The 16,890-nt window shown below is 59.6% G+C and carries 12 protein-coding genes; 7 read left to right on the forward strand and 5 right to left on the reverse strand.

The window, feature by feature from the left end:
- The first annotated feature begins 184 nt into the window (after positions 1-184).
- A complete protein-coding gene (locus tag Q1B27_RS04855) occupies positions 185-814 on the forward strand; it encodes a gamma-glutamyl kinase (protein WP_299844374.1) in 630 nt (209 codons plus the stop codon).
- On the opposite strand, the gene Q1B27_RS04860 is transcribed toward Q1B27_RS04855, so the two are convergent.
- From Q1B27_RS04860 to guaB, 3 genes are all read right to left on the reverse strand, one after another.
- A complete protein-coding gene (locus Q1B27_RS04860) occupies positions 806-2,989 on the reverse strand; it encodes an ATP-binding protein (RefSeq protein ID WP_299844895.1) in 2,184 nt (727 codons plus the stop codon). The genes Q1B27_RS04855 and Q1B27_RS04860 overlap by 9 nt on opposite strands.
- 220 nt (positions 2,990-3,209) lie before the next feature.
- Positions 3,210-4,379, reverse strand: a complete 1,170-nt coding sequence (locus Q1B27_RS04865; protein WP_299844378.1) for an RsmB/NOP family class I SAM-dependent RNA methyltransferase — start codon at positions 4,377-4,379, stop codon at positions 3,210-3,212.
- A 45-nt stretch (positions 4,380-4,424) separates the two neighbouring features.
- On the reverse strand, positions 4,425-5,873 hold the full coding sequence (gene guaB, locus Q1B27_RS04870; RefSeq protein ID WP_299844381.1) for an IMP dehydrogenase: 1,449 nt from the start codon (positions 5,871-5,873) through the stop codon (positions 4,425-4,427).
- Positions 5,874-6,125: 252 nt separating this feature from the next.
- On the opposite strand from guaB, the gene Q1B27_RS04875 reads away from it, so the two are divergent.
- Positions 6,126-8,183, forward strand: coding sequence for an ASKHA domain-containing protein (locus tag Q1B27_RS04875; RefSeq protein WP_299844383.1), 2,058 nt, complete (start codon positions 6,126-6,128; stop codon positions 8,181-8,183).
- A 368-nt stretch (positions 8,184-8,551) separates the two neighbouring features.
- On the opposite strand, the gene Q1B27_RS04880 is transcribed toward Q1B27_RS04875, so the two are convergent.
- Positions 8,552-9,469, reverse strand: a complete 918-nt coding sequence (locus Q1B27_RS04880) for a LysR substrate-binding domain-containing protein (RefSeq protein WP_299844385.1) — start codon at positions 9,467-9,469, stop codon at positions 8,552-8,554.
- A 105-nt stretch (positions 9,470-9,574) separates the two neighbouring features.
- Between Q1B27_RS04880 and Q1B27_RS04885 the strand changes: the two genes are divergently transcribed.
- Positions 9,575-10,435 (forward strand): NAD(P)-dependent oxidoreductase, encoded by an 861-nt coding sequence (locus tag Q1B27_RS04885; protein WP_299844388.1) that lies wholly within the window; start codon positions 9,575-9,577, stop codon positions 10,433-10,435.
- A gap of 245 nt (positions 10,436-10,680) precedes the next feature.
- On the opposite strand, the gene Q1B27_RS04890 is transcribed toward Q1B27_RS04885, so the two are convergent.
- The gene (locus Q1B27_RS04890; protein ID WP_299844390.1) at positions 10,681-11,307 is read right to left on the reverse strand and encodes a response regulator transcription factor; all 627 of its coding nucleotides are present in this window, start codon (positions 11,305-11,307) and stop codon (positions 10,681-10,683) included.
- A gap of 257 nt (positions 11,308-11,564) precedes the next feature.
- Here Q1B27_RS04890 and Q1B27_RS04895 point away from each other — a divergent pair, with 257 nt between their 5' ends.
- The 4 genes from Q1B27_RS04895 (at position 11,565) to Q1B27_RS04910 (ending at position 16,881) form a co-directional block, all read left to right on the forward strand.
- Positions 11,565-12,737: an aminotransferase class V-fold PLP-dependent enzyme gene (locus Q1B27_RS04895; protein WP_299844393.1), complete on the forward strand. Its 1,173-nt coding sequence runs from the start codon at positions 11,565-11,567 to the stop codon at positions 12,735-12,737.
- Positions 12,738-12,747: 10 nt separating this feature from the next.
- Positions 12,748-13,722 (forward strand): D-glycerate dehydrogenase, encoded by a 975-nt coding sequence (locus Q1B27_RS04900; RefSeq protein ID WP_299844396.1) that lies wholly within the window; start codon positions 12,748-12,750, stop codon positions 13,720-13,722.
- 195 nt (positions 13,723-13,917) lie between these two features.
- A complete protein-coding gene (ggt, locus tag Q1B27_RS04905) occupies positions 13,918-15,666 on the forward strand; it encodes a gamma-glutamyltransferase (RefSeq protein WP_299844399.1) in 1,749 nt (582 codons plus the stop codon).
- Between the two features lie 270 nt (positions 15,667-15,936).
- Positions 15,937-16,881 carry a CoA ester lyase gene (locus tag Q1B27_RS04910; protein WP_299844402.1) on the forward strand — a complete coding sequence of 315 codons (945 nt, stop codon included), beginning with the start codon at positions 15,937-15,939 and terminating at the stop codon, positions 16,879-16,881.
- Positions 16,882-16,890: the final 9 nt, after the last annotated feature.

Consider the following 16,890-nt stretch of genomic DNA (forward strand, 5'->3'; position numbering starts at 1 on the left):
CTTCCTTATTCCACACCCTGTTGCGGGCGGCAATCGCTGCCTTGTTCACCTCTTGTTCTCATGTGTATGCAGACAAAAAGAGAACATTTCAAGAAAATTGTTCGTATCTCCACTTTTTCCAACAACGGTTAAAGAGTCGTTTACGAAAACTTGAAAATCTCCCCGCGAAGGGGAAGCGCCGGAAATGCTCGTGTTTTCAAATGCCAGGTTAGTCATCATGTCGGTTCCCAAAACCGGCTCCACCGCGTATCAGCAGGCCCTCGCGCCGCTGGCGTCGATGACAATCAGTGGACCGCCTGATCTGAAACACGCGCCGATTTATCGTTACAACCGGTTTTTTCGTCCCATGTTCGAGAAATTTGTCGACGGAAACATGGATATTCTGGCAGTCGTGCGCGAACCCGTCAGCTGGCTTGGCAGTTGGTACAGATACCGTCAGCGCCCCGAGATGGAGGGATTGTCGAACGCCACACATGGCATCAGTTTCGATGATTTCGTACTTGCCTATTCCAGACAAAAAAAACCCGCCTTCGCAAATGTCGGGTCGCAGGCACGTTTCCTCAGGCCAACCCCAAATGGCACAGCCGCGCGGTATCTGTTCCGATATGAAGACCAGGCCGGTTTGATTGAATTTCTGGAGCACCGGCTGGAAACCAAGATCACGACTTTTCCCGCCAATGTCTCCCCCGGGGTCACACCCCCGCTTTCAACCGGGGTTGAGATCAAGCTGCGTCGCGTTGCCTCGGATGATTTTCAGCTATGGGAAAGTATAGAGCCCGGCGGCACCTACGGCTCCCTTCTCGCTTCAGCTTAGCTGCCGCTGTACCGTTTCCGTCAGCTCAGTCAGTGAAAACGGTTTCGGCAGGAAGACCGAGTTCGGAATTTTCGACTGCGTATCGCCAAAGGTTTCTTCGGCATAGCCTGACACGAAAACAACGCTGACATCCGGCCGTTGTTTCAACGCTTTCTGAACCCAGCTGGGGCCATCAATACCTGGCATCACGACGTCGGTAACAAAGACGTCAATGTCCAACCCATCATCCTCAAGAAGCTCAAGGGCATCTTCGGCTGATTCCGCCTCAAGCACCGTGAAGCCCCGCAGTTGCAATGCACGGCTGGCAAAGGCCCTGACCGGGGCTTCATCCTCGACCAGCAGCACAACGCCTTCGGCTGGCGCATCGTTTGCCACCACGGCCTCGGATTTGACCGGTTTTTCTTCAACCACATCATGGGCCGGCAGCAACAGTTGAAAACTGGTGCCCGCGCCCAGCGTACTGTCGACGAAAATGAACCCGCCGGTTTGCTTGATGATACCATAGGCGGTTGACAGGCCCAGCCCTGTCCCCTCGCCCGTGCGTTTGGTGGTGAAGAACGGCTCGAACACTTTTTGCAGCTTGTCCGCGGCGATACCTGTGCCCTGATCAACCACTTTGACCGACACGTAACGTCCGGGTGCCACAACCGCGCGGTCGCGGCGCAGTGGCTCTTCGAGGATCATGTTTTCCGTTTCGATGCGGATATCACCACCCTGCGGCATGGCATCACGGGCATTGACCACAAGGTTCATCAAAACCTGCTCCAGTTGCCGTTTGTCCGCGCGAATGGCAGATAGCATCGGGTCATGGCTCAGCGACAGCGTCACCTTCTCACCAACCAGTCGGTTGAGCAGATGTGTCAGATCAGACAATGCATCGCGCAGGTCCATCACCTCGGGCCGCAGTGTTTGCTTTCTCGAATAGGCCAGCAATTGCCCGACCAAGGCAGCCGCCCGATTGGCATTCTGGTTAATCTGGATCAGATCGCTGTAATCCGCATCCCCCTCATCGTGACGCAGCAGCAACAGGTCGCAATGCCCGGAAATCGCCGTCAGCAGGTTGTTGAAATCATGCGCAACACCACCGGCAAGCTGGCCAATGGCCTGCATTTTCTGGCTTTGCACAAACTGCGCCTCAAGCGATTTCAACTCCGTTGCATCGTTCAGAACAGCGATCAGAACGGTTTCACCATCCTCTTTCGCGCGGTTCAGCGTGACCTGAACGAAAACCTCCCGGTCCTCCCGCTTCACGCGCAGGAATTCCGAATGGACCGTGCCGCGCCCCACCGCCGCATCGTCCAGCCAATCCGAGATTGACCGTCCCAGGCCTTCCATCAGATCGCCAAGCAGTTTGTCACCACAGCTTTCGACGCCCAGCAGATCACGAGCCTGACGGTTCGAAAGCTGCACGGCCCCGTCCCGGGACAATTTCAGCAATGGCACCGGCATTTCGTCAAAAAAGGCCCAGCCATCGGGCTGTCTTTCTGCCGCCGCCACGCCGGGCAGCAAAAACACCTCGCGCCGTCCGGCTGTCCCTTCCAGTTCGACAACCAGGCAGGACGCCGTCCCATCGGGCGTGTTGATATCGTTCAGCTGACCAGACCGCATCGGCAATTTCGGGCAGATCCGGTCAAGGTTTCGCGCCCTTTCGCCAATCAGCTCGCGCGCCGCCGTGTTCATGAACAAGACCGCATCGTTGCGACCAACCGTCAGCATCGGCAACGGTACCGGGTCTCCGCTCCGTTGCGGGCGATCTGCCGATTTCTCGATCCGCCAGAGGAAATTCCCGTTGCCGACACGGTGAACGCCCAGCCGCAAATGACCCAGTCGCGTAACAACGTCTTCATGCGCCGACCCGGTTGAGCGGGCGCGCGATTCCATTCGGAACAAGATCGCGCCGGGATTGGCCAAGACCTTTTGCAGCGCGCCGGCCAGCGTCTGTGCCTCATCGGCCGAATAGGCGCGCACGGCGGCCGGATTGTGACAAATGATCTTGCGGTCTTCCGAGGTCACGATCGTCGGGGCTGAATCCGCTTCGATCAATTGGGCAACAGATCCGCTCATCCCGCGCCCCGCTGCGCCACCAAAGCCGGTCGCAATGCCGCTCCAGGCGGCAATCACTGTCAGGGTGCCCGCGATGGCGGCCAGTGCCAGCTGTGAAATCCCGGTGGGCATGAACCATGCGGCGACGGCAAACCCGATAGCGGCAATCGCAACGATCAAGGCACGAGACCGAAATTGAATTGCCGCGCGCCGGATGGGTCCCAAGGTGGTTGCTGTAAAGGCCAAAATCAGTGTTCCAGTTATCGTTCCATTAAGCCGTTATTGTCGCAAAAGACTTAACTCTGACTTAACGGATACTTCCGAAACACGTCAAGGTTGCAAGGATTTAATTTTAGTTTCTCGATAGCTGTGTCAGGAAAAACCCATCGCCCATTTCGGACATCTGCCAGCGGCGCTGCACGTCGACACGCCAGACCGGATTCCTCTCCAGAAACGCGGCCACACGATCCTCGTTTTCGCAGTTCAGCAAAGAACAGGTGGCATAGACAATCCGCCCCCCGGGGCTGACCAAATGAGCGGCACGATCAAGTATGTCGTCCTGGGTTGCGTTCAACGCCTCCAGATCAGTGGCGCTCAGACGCCATTTGGCATCCGGGTTGCGCCGCCAGGTCCCACTGCCCGAACAAGGCACGTCGCAGAGGACCAGATCATAACCCTGATCATCCAACGCGCTGCCGTCCACGATCTTGACCGTGACGCCCGCACGTCTGGCCCGTGCTGGCAGGTCCTTCATACGTTGCGCGGCGGCATCATGGGCATGCCATTTCGCCTCCGCTCGCGCCGCAAGCGCCAACACCTTGCCACCCCCACCGGCGCAATAGTCAAGCACCCGCGCGCCCTGAGGGATGTCCATCATCTCCATCGCGGCCTGGCTTGATCCGTCCTGCAATTCGACCAGACCTTCAAGATACGCCGCAGAGGATGAGACGCGTCGCGCGCCGTCAAGAACGCTCAGTGCCGTGCTGGCCACGGAAACGGGCCTGACCGCGACGCCGTGGCCGGACAAGGCCGTGACTGCCTGCTCGACAGATGCTTTGCGGAGATTCACACGCAGCATGACCGGCGCCCGGTCTTTCATCATCCCTGTGACGATTTCTGCGTTACCTTCGCTACCCAGAGAATTGATAAATAACGGAATTAGCCAATCAGGAATATCCATGCGGTCCCCCGCATACCGGGGCGGTCCTCCCACCTCCAATTCCGCCTGTGTCAGCCGATCCGGCGCATGACCCTCGCCCGAGAATATCTCGGCAGGATCCCCCCCCGCGGCACGCAAAGCGCCGATCATCACCCCCCGTCCGGTATTCGCCCCCCCCAGACACGCATAAGACCGCAAACACCTTAATGCCTGAAATACGTGATCGCGTACCGCTGCCCGATCTTTGGAACCGGCAAATCTGGACCGACGCGCCCAACCGGTGATCGCACGTTCAGCAGGCGCGCCATCCCTGATCTCATCCAGCAGGTCAATCGCCGCCTGAACTCTTGCGCCGGGCGTCATTAAATTACCTTAATATCGCCGCGTAAGATATTAATATATAATAACTTACCCAACACGATAATTAGGGCTTTCCCGTGTAATCTGCACATCATGCACATGGCTTTCGCGCAGGCCCGCCCCGGTGATCTTGACGAATTCGCATTGCGACCGCATCGTCGGAACCGTAGCGCAGCCGGTATAGCCCATCGCTGCCCGCAAACCGCCCACCAGCTGATGAATCACGCCACCGGCGGGGCCTTTATAGGGCACCTGCCCCTCGATGCCTTCCGGCACCAGCTTGTCACTGGCGGCATCCTTCTGGAAATAGCGGTCGGCACTGCCCCGCGCCATCGCGCCCAAACTGCCCATCCCGCGATAGGATTTGAACGAGCGACCCTGGTAAAGGATCACCTCGCCGGGGGATTCGTCAGTGCCCGCCAGCATCGAGCCGACCATCGCACAGGACGCGCCCGCCGCAATCGCCTTGGCAAAATCACCGGAAAACTTGATGCCGCCATCGGCAATCACCGGCACGTCACCGGCCCCGCTGGCACAATCCAAGATCGCAGTCAGCTGCGGCACGCCGACGCCCGCCACCATCCGCGTCGTACAAATGCTGCCCGGCCCGATCCCGACCTTGACCGCATCGGCTCCGGCACCGATCAGCGCGCGTGTGGCCTCGGCCGTGGCCACGTTACCGGCAACGATCTGCACCTCGTTCGACAGTTTCTTGGCCCGCTCAACCGCCAGCGCCACCCCTTCGGAGTGGCCATGCGCCGTGTCAATCACGATCATGTCGACCCCGGCATCGACCAGCGCGGCAGAACGCTCGAACCCCGCATCGCCCACGGTCGACGCAGCCGCCACCCGCAGCCGCCCAAGACCGTCCTTGCACGCATGTGGGTTCAAAACGGCCTGCTCACTGTCTTTCAGCGTCAACAGCCCGGTCAGCTTGCCCTTGCCATCGGTCACCAGCAGTTTTTCGATCCGGCGCGCCTTCATCAGGCTTTTCGCCTCGTCCAGGTCGGCGGGCTCCTGCAGCATCGCCAGATTATCGCTGGTCATCATTACCCGCACCGGTGTGGCGTCATCTTCGGCAAAGCGCATGTCGCGGTTGGTCACGATGCCCACAACCCGCCCCGCGTCATCGACCACAGGAAAACCGCTGACGCGGTAACGCGCCTGCAGTTCCTTGGCATCGGCCAGGGTTTGATCTGCGGTCAGGGTAATGGGATTATAAACGATGCCGGATTCGAACCGTTTGACCAGCCGGACCTGCCGCGCCTGTTCCTCGGCATCCAGATTGCGGTGAATGACGCCCATGCCGCCCGCCTGCGCCATGCAGATCGCCATTTGCGATTCCGTGACCGTGTCCATCGCGGAACTCAGCAGTGGAATATTGAGGTCAATCGAGCGTGTCGCCCGCGTTCGCGTATCCGCCGTATTGGGCAGCACACTGGATGCAGCGGGTACCAGCAGAACATCATCGAAGGTCAGCGCCTCACGAATCTCCATCACGTTTCTCCATGAACAGATCGTTTGGCGCTTCCCTATTACACGGCCTGCGGGGAATGGAAAGGGGCAGCATGTCCGCCGCGCTTTTTTGCCTCGACCCTCGCCAAAACCTGCCACTTTAGAAGGCACAAAACCGACAGGCAGATAAACATGACGCTGAGATGTAATTTTATGCCGGTTGCGACCTTTCTTGTGTCGCATGCCAAACTATGATCTGCGGCAAGAGAACACCCTGGCTGAAAGGCACCCGGCATGAGCAACGATCCCCTTGTCGTTTTCACCCCTTCTGGCAAGCGCGGCCATTTCCCCAAAGGCACGCCGGTTCTGACCGCCGCGCGGCAACTTGGGGTCGATCTGGATTCGGTCTGCGGCGGGCGGGGCATCTGCTCGAAATGCCAGATCACCCCCAGCTATGGCGAGTTCTCGAAACACGGCGTCACGGTCGCCGACGATGCGCTTTCGGAATGGAATTCGGTCGAGCAACGCTATGACGACAAGCGCGGGCTGAAAAAGGGCCGCCGCCTGGGCTGTCAGGCGCAGGTCATGGGCGATATCGTCATTGACGTGCCCGCCGAAAGCCAGGTCCATAAACAGGTCGTGCGCAAACGGGCGGAGGCGCGCGATATCGTCATGAACCCCTCCACCCGGCTCTATTATGTCGAGGTTGAACAACCCGACATGCACGAACCCTCGGGTGATCTGGAACGGCTGGTTCGCGCACTGAAGGAACAATGGCAACTCGAAGGTGTCCGCGCCGATCTGCATATCCTGCACATGATGCAGCCCGCGCTGCGCAAGGGCGACTGGAAAGTGACCGTCGCGGTGCATCACGGCGACGACACCCACGTGCCCAAGATCATGCATATCTGGCCGGGCTATTACGAAGGCAAGGTTTACGGTCTGGCCGTCGATCTGGGCTCCACCACCATCGCCGCGCATCTCTGCGATCTGGCGAGTGGCGAGGTTGTGGCTTCCTCGGGCATCATGAACCCGCAGATCCGCTTTGGCGAAGACTTGATGAGCCGCGTCAGCTATTCGATGATGAACAAGGACGGCGCGGTCGAGATGACCCGCGCGGTGCGCGACGGCATGAACGCGCTCTTTGTCCAGATCGCCGCCGAGGCCGAGATTGACCGGACCCTGATCGTAGATGCGGTCTTCGTCTGCAACCCGGTCATGCACCACCTCTTCCTGGGCGTTGATCCGTTCGAACTGGGACAGGCGCCCTTTGCGCTGGCCACCTCCTCCTCGCTGCAACTGCGCGCGGCCGAGCTTGATCTTGAAATCCACCCCGGCGCGCGCGCCTATATCCTGCCCTGCATCGCGGGACATGTGGGCGCCGATGCCGCCGCCGTCGCACTGTCCGAAGCACCGGACAAATCCGAAGACCTGGTGCTGGTCGTCGATGTCGGCACCAATGCCGAAATCCTTCTGGGCAACAAGGACAAGGTGCTGGCCTGCTCGTCGCCGACCGGCCCGGCTTTCGAGGGCGCGCAGATCAGCTCGGGCCAGCGCGCCGCCCCCGGCGCCATCGAGCGCGTGGAAATCGACCCCGAGACGAAAGTGGCCCGCTTCAAGGTGATCGGTTGCGACCTCTGGTCGGACGAAGACGGCTTCGAGGCCGAAACCGCCACCACCGGCATCACCGGCATCTGTGGCTCGGGCATCATCGAAATGGTCGCCGAGATGCGCATTCATGGGCTGTTGGACGGCCCCGGCCTGATCGGATCGCCTGAACAAACCGGCACCGACCGCTGTTTCCTCGACGGCCGTACCTATTCTTATATGGTCTGGGACGGGTCAGCCGAGGGCGGCCCGGTGATCACCGTGACCAACCGCGACATCCGCGAGATTCAGATGGCGAAGGCCGCGCTGTATTCCGGCGCGCGCCTGCTGATGGACAAGTTCGGCGTCGACAAGGTGGACCGCGTGGTGCTGGCCGGCGCGTTTGGAGCCCATATCAGCCCGAAACACGCGATGGTGCTGGGCATGATCCCCGACGCCCCGCTTGACAAGGTGACCAGCGCCGGCAACGCCGCAGGCACCGGCGCGCGCATCGCCCTGCTCAACACCGAAGCCCGCAAGGAGATCGAGGCGACGGTCCACAACATTCACAAGATCGAGACCGCCATCGAACCGCGCTTTCAGGAGCATTTCGTCAACGCCTCGAACATCCCCAACTCGGTCGAGCCGTTCCCGATCCTGCACAGCATCGTCACCCTGCCGGACGTGAATTTCAACACCGGCGGGCGCGACAGCGGCGGAGAGGGCGAAGGCGGCGGCGGTCGCCGACGCAGACGCCGGGGCTAAGAACGCGACAAGCGCTTTTGCACCACATTGGTCAATTACCTCAATGTCTTGCCAGAACCCTTTACTGACCTGATGACGAGGTCGAGCGACAGCCTGTCAGGACATTCCGGCGCACGCGGCATAAGTCCGGGCGGGGTGTCGAGATCAAGTGATTACTAAGTCGGAAAATGACCAAAGGCCGCATTGAGCCCAAAGTGCCGAATTCTGCAGCGTGCGCGAATATCGGCGATGCGTAGGAAAGCCGACGTACCTTCGCCTACTTTGTCGCGGTCATGGTGCGACAGCCCGAATGCGGACACTAGAAAATTGCATTACATTGCCGGTTCGTTGACCTGAATTATTACCGCAAAGATTTTGCTCTTTTCAGTCTACAGCAAATGAGCGGGCGTCCATCGGAACAGGCTTTTCTCATATTCAGTGATCGATTTCGAAAGCCACTGCATGAACAGCTTTGCCGCTGGCCGAACCGGACCAGGTAGCGTGACAAGGTAATAGCCGATTTGCGGTATTGGATCATCGAACAGTGCCACGAGCTGTCCTGACTTCAACTCGTCAGAGATAAAGGCCGGTACCGTCGCTCCGATACCATCACCTCGGCGGATGCCATCCAGCAGCATGTTTCCTGGCATGCGAACCACTCTCCGATCCGCTTCGGGCGGGATTCCGACCTTTTCCAGCCACAGATCAAACTCGACCGACGCCTGTTCCTGAAGAAGAGTGAAATCAAGTAATTCTGCAGGACTCGTCAGCACCCGGTTTCCGATCAGTTCGCGGGACGCGACGACCGTCAGACAGCCGGGGAGCAGCATCTGCGAGACAAGCCCTGGCCAGTTTCCGGTTCCGTATCGGATGGCCATATCAATTCCGCCAGGAATAAGGTCGACAGCCTGGATCGTTGAATCGATCCTCAGTTCGATATTGGGGAATTCGTCAATGAACGTCGACAGGCGCGGCATCAGGAACGCGCTTGAAAACATCGGGGTCGCGCTGACCACCAGTGGTCGAACCGACTCTGCACTCGACACGCTCTCGGTCACGGAGGCCATTTCAGCGAAGGCTTCAAGCAGGCCAGCCGACAGGAATTCGCCTTGCGATGTCAGAGAAATGCCGTGCCGGGTACGAGTGATTAGCCGGGTGCCAAGATGCTGCTCGAGCCCGCGGATTTGTTGGCTGACTGCGGAATGGGTCACGTTCAGTGCCTCTGCCGCCCGGGTCAGATTTCGCAACTCGGCAGCGGCGGCGAAGGCTCTGAGAGAAGTCAACGAGGGAAGCGTGCGCCAATCCATAAGTTAGAACATCTTACAATATAGAAAAATTTACAACTATGTGATCCCCCGATGCCGGCGCATGCTGGCGCAGGAATTCATTGGCGGACATAGGAGGCTAACATCATGAAACTTGCTGTATTGGGACTGGGCAATATGGGTTCAGCTCTGGCGCATTGCCTGCTCAAGGCAGGCCACGATGTCAGTGTTTGGAACCGCACATCGGAAAAGGCAGAGGTTTTCGCTGAGGCTGGCGCCAGGATTTGCTCTTCACCGGATGATGCTGTTGCGACGTCTGATTTTGTCATCATCTGTATCAAGAGCCACAAGGAAACTGTTGAACTGGTCAACGGGCTGAGTGTTTCGCTAAAGAGTAAGACCATCTGCGACATGAGCACGGGCGATACCTCGGATGCCGATAGACTGGTCGCCATCCTTGAGAGACAGGGGGCCGGCTACATGCTGGGCATGATTAATGCCTATCCGTCCAGTATCGGTGGCGACGAAACCACAATCCTCACGGTGGGCAGTGCCGGAACCTGGGACCGCTATGGCGGCATCATCAGAGAATTGGGTGGAAAATCAACCCATGTTGGTGAGAAACCTGCAGCGCTTGCGGCGCTCTTCGCCGGGCTCTTCACGGTTCGGCAAGGGTTCATGTTCGGAATGATCTACGGTGCACTTGTCTGCCAGAAAGCGGGCATTCCGATGCAGGTTTATGCCGACCAACTCCCTGCCACGATCAAATTGGTCAAGGACTACCATGATCTCTTTGCCAGAACCGTTCCGGTCGAGGATTACGACAGTGCCGAAGCCTCCCTGAAGGTTTACGCGATGGCGCAAGACGATGCGTTGAAGACCTATCTCTCTCTTAATGCTCCCGCTGATTTCATTCGGTTGATGCACAACCGCACCAAGGCGGCTTGGGATGATGGCTATGGCGACAGACAGCTGACCTCACTGGTCCAACATATGACGGATGCCTGATGTCATAGGGCTCTAGCCGTCAAAAGCGGTCGTTCGGACCGATACCGTCAACGACAGCTTCGTCCGCATAGTCGACACCCTTTATCGCACGCCCCGTTAAGCCCGCCAAACACCGATCCCGGCACCGACGTAATACCGACAAAATACCGACGTTATACCGACATGGGTTTTTCAGCGTTTTCAGCGCGTTAACTTGATTCTACCGCGTTGGTTCCGGGGTCGTTGTTTTTTGCAGCCTGTTGACCTCAGTAATTCCCGGCCACGTATTTCGCGATGGCCCCGCCGCGCGAATTCACGTCCAGTTTCTGGTAGATCGCCTTGAGGTAATATTTGACCGTATTCTCGCTCAGCCCCAGCCGGGCTGAGATCTGGAAGTTGGTCAGATCGTTGACCAGCAGGCTCAGGATCTCATGTTCCCGCCGCGTCAGCGTGTCGGTGTTTTCAGATGTCAGGCGCTTCAAAATCTCGGTCGGTACGATCGAATGTCCGTCCACCAGCTTGCCCAAAATCTTCGGCAGGCTGACCAGGATCTGGCTCATCATGCAAACCGAATTTGCCCCGGATTTGATCGCCGTACGGATGAACGCAAACTCGGTATCCTCGGCCACCACGACCACCATGGCGCGGGGAAATTCCTTTTGCAGCATCCCCAACGCCAGCGTCAGATCGCAATCCGTCAACCGCACCCCCAGGATCACGATCGCCTTGCCGTCCACCGCTGTCAGCGCTTTTCTCAGGCTCGCCTGATCAGTGGCAAAGCATCCCAGTTTGACCTCGGGGATGCCCGATACAAGCGACCCGATACCCTGACAAACAATCACCTGCTTGTCGGCAACAATCACTTCCGGCTCTGATCCAATTCGATCCTGCATGTCCCCGTTACATCACCTTAACCACTTTTCCGAAATCCAATTTCCGACAGATAGACAGGCGAAACCGATGAAATCAAAGGAAAAATCAGTATGCATCTGCATGCCGCCCTTCCCTTGTACACACCGCGTCCCCCAACCGGGTAGTCCCGCCTACCCGTTCGTTGGCGACAGCGCGCTGCGGATCACCTCCCCCATCTGTCCGGGCGTACAAAACCGATCAAACCTGCCGATACTGGGCAAAAATCAGGAGTCACCCCATGTACGGCAATAATCACCTTTTCATCCCCGGCCCCACCAATGTACCCGAGCCTGTGCGTCAGGCAATGAACATTCCGATGGAGGATATGCGCGCGCCCGATTTCGGTGCCTTCACCAAGCCGCTGCTGGCCGATCTGAAAAGGGTGTATCGCACGGAAACCGGCACCGTGTTCCTGTATCCCTCCTCGGGCACGGGCATGTGGGAAACCGCCATCACCAACACGCTGAATGTCGGCGACAAGGTGCTGATGTCGCGTTTTGGTCAGTTCTCCCTGCTCTGGGTCGACATGGCCACGCGCCTCGGCCTCGATGTGGATCTCAGCGAGGTTGAATGGGGCAAAGGTGTCCCGGTCGAGGAATATGCCGAAAAGCTGGCGGCCGACAAGGAACACCAGATCAAGGCGGTTTTTGCCACCCAGAACGAAACCGCGACCGGCGTGAAATCCGACATCGCCGCCGTGCGCAAGGCGCTGGATGACGCGGGCCACCCTGCGTTGCTTTTCGTGGATGGCGTCAGCTCCATCGGCTCGGTCGAATTCGAGATGGATAAATGGGGCGTCGACTGCGCCGTGTCCGGCTCGCAAAAGGGCTTCATGCTGCCCGCTGGCCTGGGTATCCTCGGTGTCAGCGCAAAGGCGCTGGCCATGCGCGAAAACGCCAAGATGCCGCGCTGCTATTTCGACCTGCAGGACATGCTCAACCTCAATGGCGATGGCTATTTTCCCTATACCCCCGCGACCCAGCTTTTCCGCGGCCTGCGCGTGTCGCTCGACATGCTGATTGAGGCGGGGATGGAGAATGTCTGGGCCCGCCAAAGCTGGCTTGCCGCCGGTGTGCACAAGGCCGTCGCCGCCTGGGACGGCTGCGAACTGGTGGCGCGCGGCCCGGAATGGGCATCGGACACGGTGTCGGCCATCTATGCGCCCGAGGGCGTCGATGCGCGCGACGTGATCGCGGGCGCCTATAACAAGTACCAGACCTCGCTCGGCACCGGCCTCAACAAACTGATGGGCAAAGCCTTCCGCATCGGGCATCTTGGCTCTTTGAACCCGGTGATGCTGTGTGGCGCGATCTCGGCGGCCGAAATGGCCCTGCGCGATGCCGGTGCCAAGATCGAACCCGGCTCGGGCGTTGCCGCCGCGCAGGAACATTACCGCGAACACGCCGGTTAAGGAGGCCCCTATGAGCACCCCGAAAATACTTGTCACCCGTCGCTGGCCACAGGAAACGCTGGACCGCGTGGCCGAGGTGGGCGACGTCACCTTCCGCGATCCCGACACCACGATGAGCCAAGATGAATTCATGGCCGCGGCGCGCGAATATGACGTGATCATGCCCACCGTGTCCGACAAGATCCCGGCGGAATTCTACCCCGCCGCCAAAGGCAAGGTGAAGATCCTGGCCAGCTACGGCGTCGGTTACAACCATATCGACGTCGACGCCGCCCGCGCCAACGACATCGCGGTCACCAACACGCCCGACGTGCTGACCGATTGCACCGCCGATCTGGCGATGGGGCTGCTTCTGACCGCCGCGCGCCGCATCGGCGAGGGTGAGCGCGAAACCCGCGCGGGCAAGTGGGAAGGCTGGCGACCGACGCATATGATCGGCAAGAAGGTCTCGGGCGCAACGCTGGGCATCGTGGGCTTCGGCCGCATCGGTCAGGCGATGGCGAAACGTGCGCATTTCGGCTTTGGCATGAAGATCGTGTTCCAGGACGCCTGGGAGGTGCCCGATGACATCAAGGCCGCCGCCGGCAACGCCACCCAGCTCAGCAGCATCAACGAGGTCGCCGCGCATTCGGACTTCCTGTCGCTCCACTGCCCCGGCGGCGCCGACACGTTCAAGCTGATCAATGCCGAGGTTTTCGGCGCGATGAAAAAGGGCTGCATCCTGGTCAATTCGGCGCGCGGCGACGTGGTGGACGAAGACGCGCTGTTCGACGCACTTGACAGTGGCAAGCTGACGGCGGCGGGGCTGGATGTTTACATGGGTGAACCCGCGCTTGATCCGCGCTTCCTCAAGTACGAGAACATCGTTCTGGCCCCGCATCTGGGCAGCGCCACGGACGGCACCCGCAACGCGATGGGCCACCGCGCCATCGACAATCTCGAAGCATTCCTCGCCGGGGAAAAACCCCGCGATCTGGTGAGCTGACGAAAGCCCACTTACAACATTACCTCTGAACTTGGGCCGTGATCGACATCACGGCCCTTTTTTCGTGCTCGGATCGCCTTGCACTCAACCACAGATAATGTCCTAATCAAAAGGTGCAGAGCTTCCCAATGTGGTCCCGCCGCCCTCCCCAAGCCGCTTTGCCCCCAAAGACATATCAACCGACGAGGTTTGACCATGCGCATCGCCAAGAAATTCCTTATTTGCCTGACTGCCACTGCCCTCGCGGGTACTGCACTGGCCCAGGATCCTGCCCCCGAAATCGGCTATGGCTGGGAAGACAAGCATTCGGTCACTGCCAGCGATTTCATGGTCTCCGCCGCCAACCCGATCGCGGTACAGGCAGGCTACGATATCCTCGCCGATGGCGGCACGGCTGCGGATGCGATGATCGCGGTGCAACTGATGCTGAACCTGGTGGAGCCGCAATCATCGGGCATCGGCGGTGGCGCGTTCCTGCTCTACTGGGATGCGTCGTCGAAAACCCTGTCCACGTTTGACGCCCGCGAAACCGCCCCCGCCGCCGCCCAACCCGAACGTTTCCTATTGCCGAACGGCGAAAAAATGCCTTTTGGCGAGGCGATATCCGGCGGGCAGTCCGTCGGCGTGCCCGGCGTGCCGAAACTGCTGGAGGTTACCCACGCGCTTTACGGTAGGAAAGACTGGTCGTCGCTCTTTCAATCCACCATCGAACAGGCGGAAAACGGCTTTGTCGTCTCGCCGCGCATGGCCAGTTCCATCCAGAGCACCATCGCCTGGGGATCACCCCTCAGTGCCTTTCCCGGCGCAAAGAAGTATTTCTTTACCGAAGACGGCAGCCCGGTCCCCGCCGGAACATTGCTCAAGAACCCCGCCTATGCCGACACCCTGCGCCTCATGGCGCGCGACGGGGTGAAACCCTTCTATCAGGGCGAGATTGCCCAAGACATCGTGGCCGCCGTCGCCGCCACATCGACAGTTGAAAACAACATCACCCTGCAGGACATGGCCGACTATCGCGTCAAGCTGCGCCCGGCGATCTGCGCCGATTATCGCGGCTACGATATCTGCGGCATGGGGCCGCCCACATCGGGCGGGCTGACCGTCGGGCAGATATTAGGCATCCTTGGTAATTATGACGTGAAATCAATCGGCTGGGGGGCAGAGTTCGTGCACCTTTATGCCGAGGCTGCAAAGCTGGCCTATGCCGACCGCGCACTTTACATGGCTGATCCTGATTTTGTCGATGTGCCTTCCAAAGGCCTGCTGGATCAGACCTATCTGGCGGATCGTGCCGGGCTGATTGATCCCGGCGCTGCCAGCGAACCCCGCAGCGCCGGTCAGCCGCCCGAGGATCACACCCAGTTGCTGGCCCCTTCGGTAAACCCTGATCGGCCCGGCACCAGTCACATCGTCATCCGCGACAGTTATGGCAATGCCCTGTCGATGACCACGACCATTGAAACCGCCTTCGGCAGCCGCGTCTTTGTCCGGGGCTTCCTGCTCAATAACGAACTGACCGATTTCGACCGCGCACCCAAGGATGGCGACCGGCTGGTGGCCAACCGGGTCGAAGGCGGCAAACGCCCGCGCAGCTCGATGTCGCCGACCATCGTGATGAAGGACGGATCGCCCTATCTGCTCATCGGCTCGCCGGGCGGCAGCCGGATCATCAACTACGTGGCCAAAACCATCATCGCCATCCTCGACTGGGAGATGGATCCGCAGGATGCGATCGAAACCGGGCACTTCCTGCACCGCAACGGTGCCAGCCTCGATCTCGAAGAAAACACCTCGGCCGCCGACCATGCCGACGCGCTGACCGCCATGGGTCACACCGTCGAAATCCGCGATCTGAACAGTGGGTTACATGCGATTCTGATCCGGGATGACACGCTGATCGGCGCTGCCGACCCCCGGCGCGAAGGGGTCGCATTGGGGCAGTAGAATACCCTGCATGCGGGGCGGGCAGCACTTGGGTTTCCTATCGTAAACACCTGTTATTCTTAGGATACTTCTGCGCGCTCTTGGGTGCCCCACTGCATCCCGAACGCGCCCGACGGGTAGTCACCCCCTACCCGTTCGGTTCGCCAACCCAACCCCAAGCGTGCATTCTTACCCAGGGGAAAGTGTCTCCTCCGGCACATCCACGCGACACTTGGATCAAACCAGTGCGCGCAATTCCGCGTGACCGGGTGGCAATAAGGACATGACTGAATGAGCTACACGCTGCACCCCCTGAAGAAACAACGCCTGCAACGGTCTGAACTGGCCGTTCCGGGGTCGAACCCGACGATGATCGACAAGGCCGCCGACTCGGATGTCGATTACATCTTCCTCGATCTTGAAGATGCGGTTGCCCCGCCGGAAAAGGTCCAGGCCCGTTCCAACATCATTCAGGCGCTCAACGACATCGACTGGAAAGCCAAAGGCAAGACCATGTCGATCCGGATCAATGGCCTCGACACCCACTACATGTACCGCGACGTCGTCGAGATCGTCGAACAGGCCGGGCAGCATCTGGACACGATCCTGGTACCCAAAGTAGGCGTGCCCGCAGACCTTTACACGGTCGAAACCATGGTCAGCCAGATCGAAGAGGCGATGGGCTTCACCCATCAGATCGGCCTTGAGGCACTGATTGAAACCGCGCTTGGCATGGCCAATGTCGAGGCCATCGCGGCGGCACCCGGTCGTCTGGAAGCGATGCATTTCGGCGTCGCTGACTATGCGGCCTCGAACCGCGCGCGCACCGTTGTGATCGGCGGCCTGAATCCCGACTACCCGGGCGATCAGTGGCATTTTGCCCTCAGCCGCATGACCGTTGCCTGCCGCGCCTACGGATTGCGCGCCATCGACGGGCCGTTCGGCGATTTCAGCGATCCCGACAGTTTCATCCTCGCCGCCAAACGCGCCGCTGCCCTGGGTATCGAAGGCAAATGGGCCATTCACCCCAGCCAAATCGAACTGGCCAATCAGGTCTTTTCACCGCCCGAGGCCGAGGTTACCCGTGCCCGCCGCATCATCGAAGAACTGCGCAAGGCCGAGGCTGAGGGCAAAGGCGCTGCCAGCCTTGACGGCAAGATGATCGACGCCGCCAGTGAACGCATGGCCAACAACGTCATCGCCGTCGACGACGCCATCCAAGCTCAATCCAAGTAAGGAGACCCC

The organism is uncultured Roseovarius sp. (assembly GCF_947489715.1).
GTDB lineage: Bacteria > Pseudomonadota > Alphaproteobacteria > Rhodobacterales > Rhodobacteraceae > Roseovarius.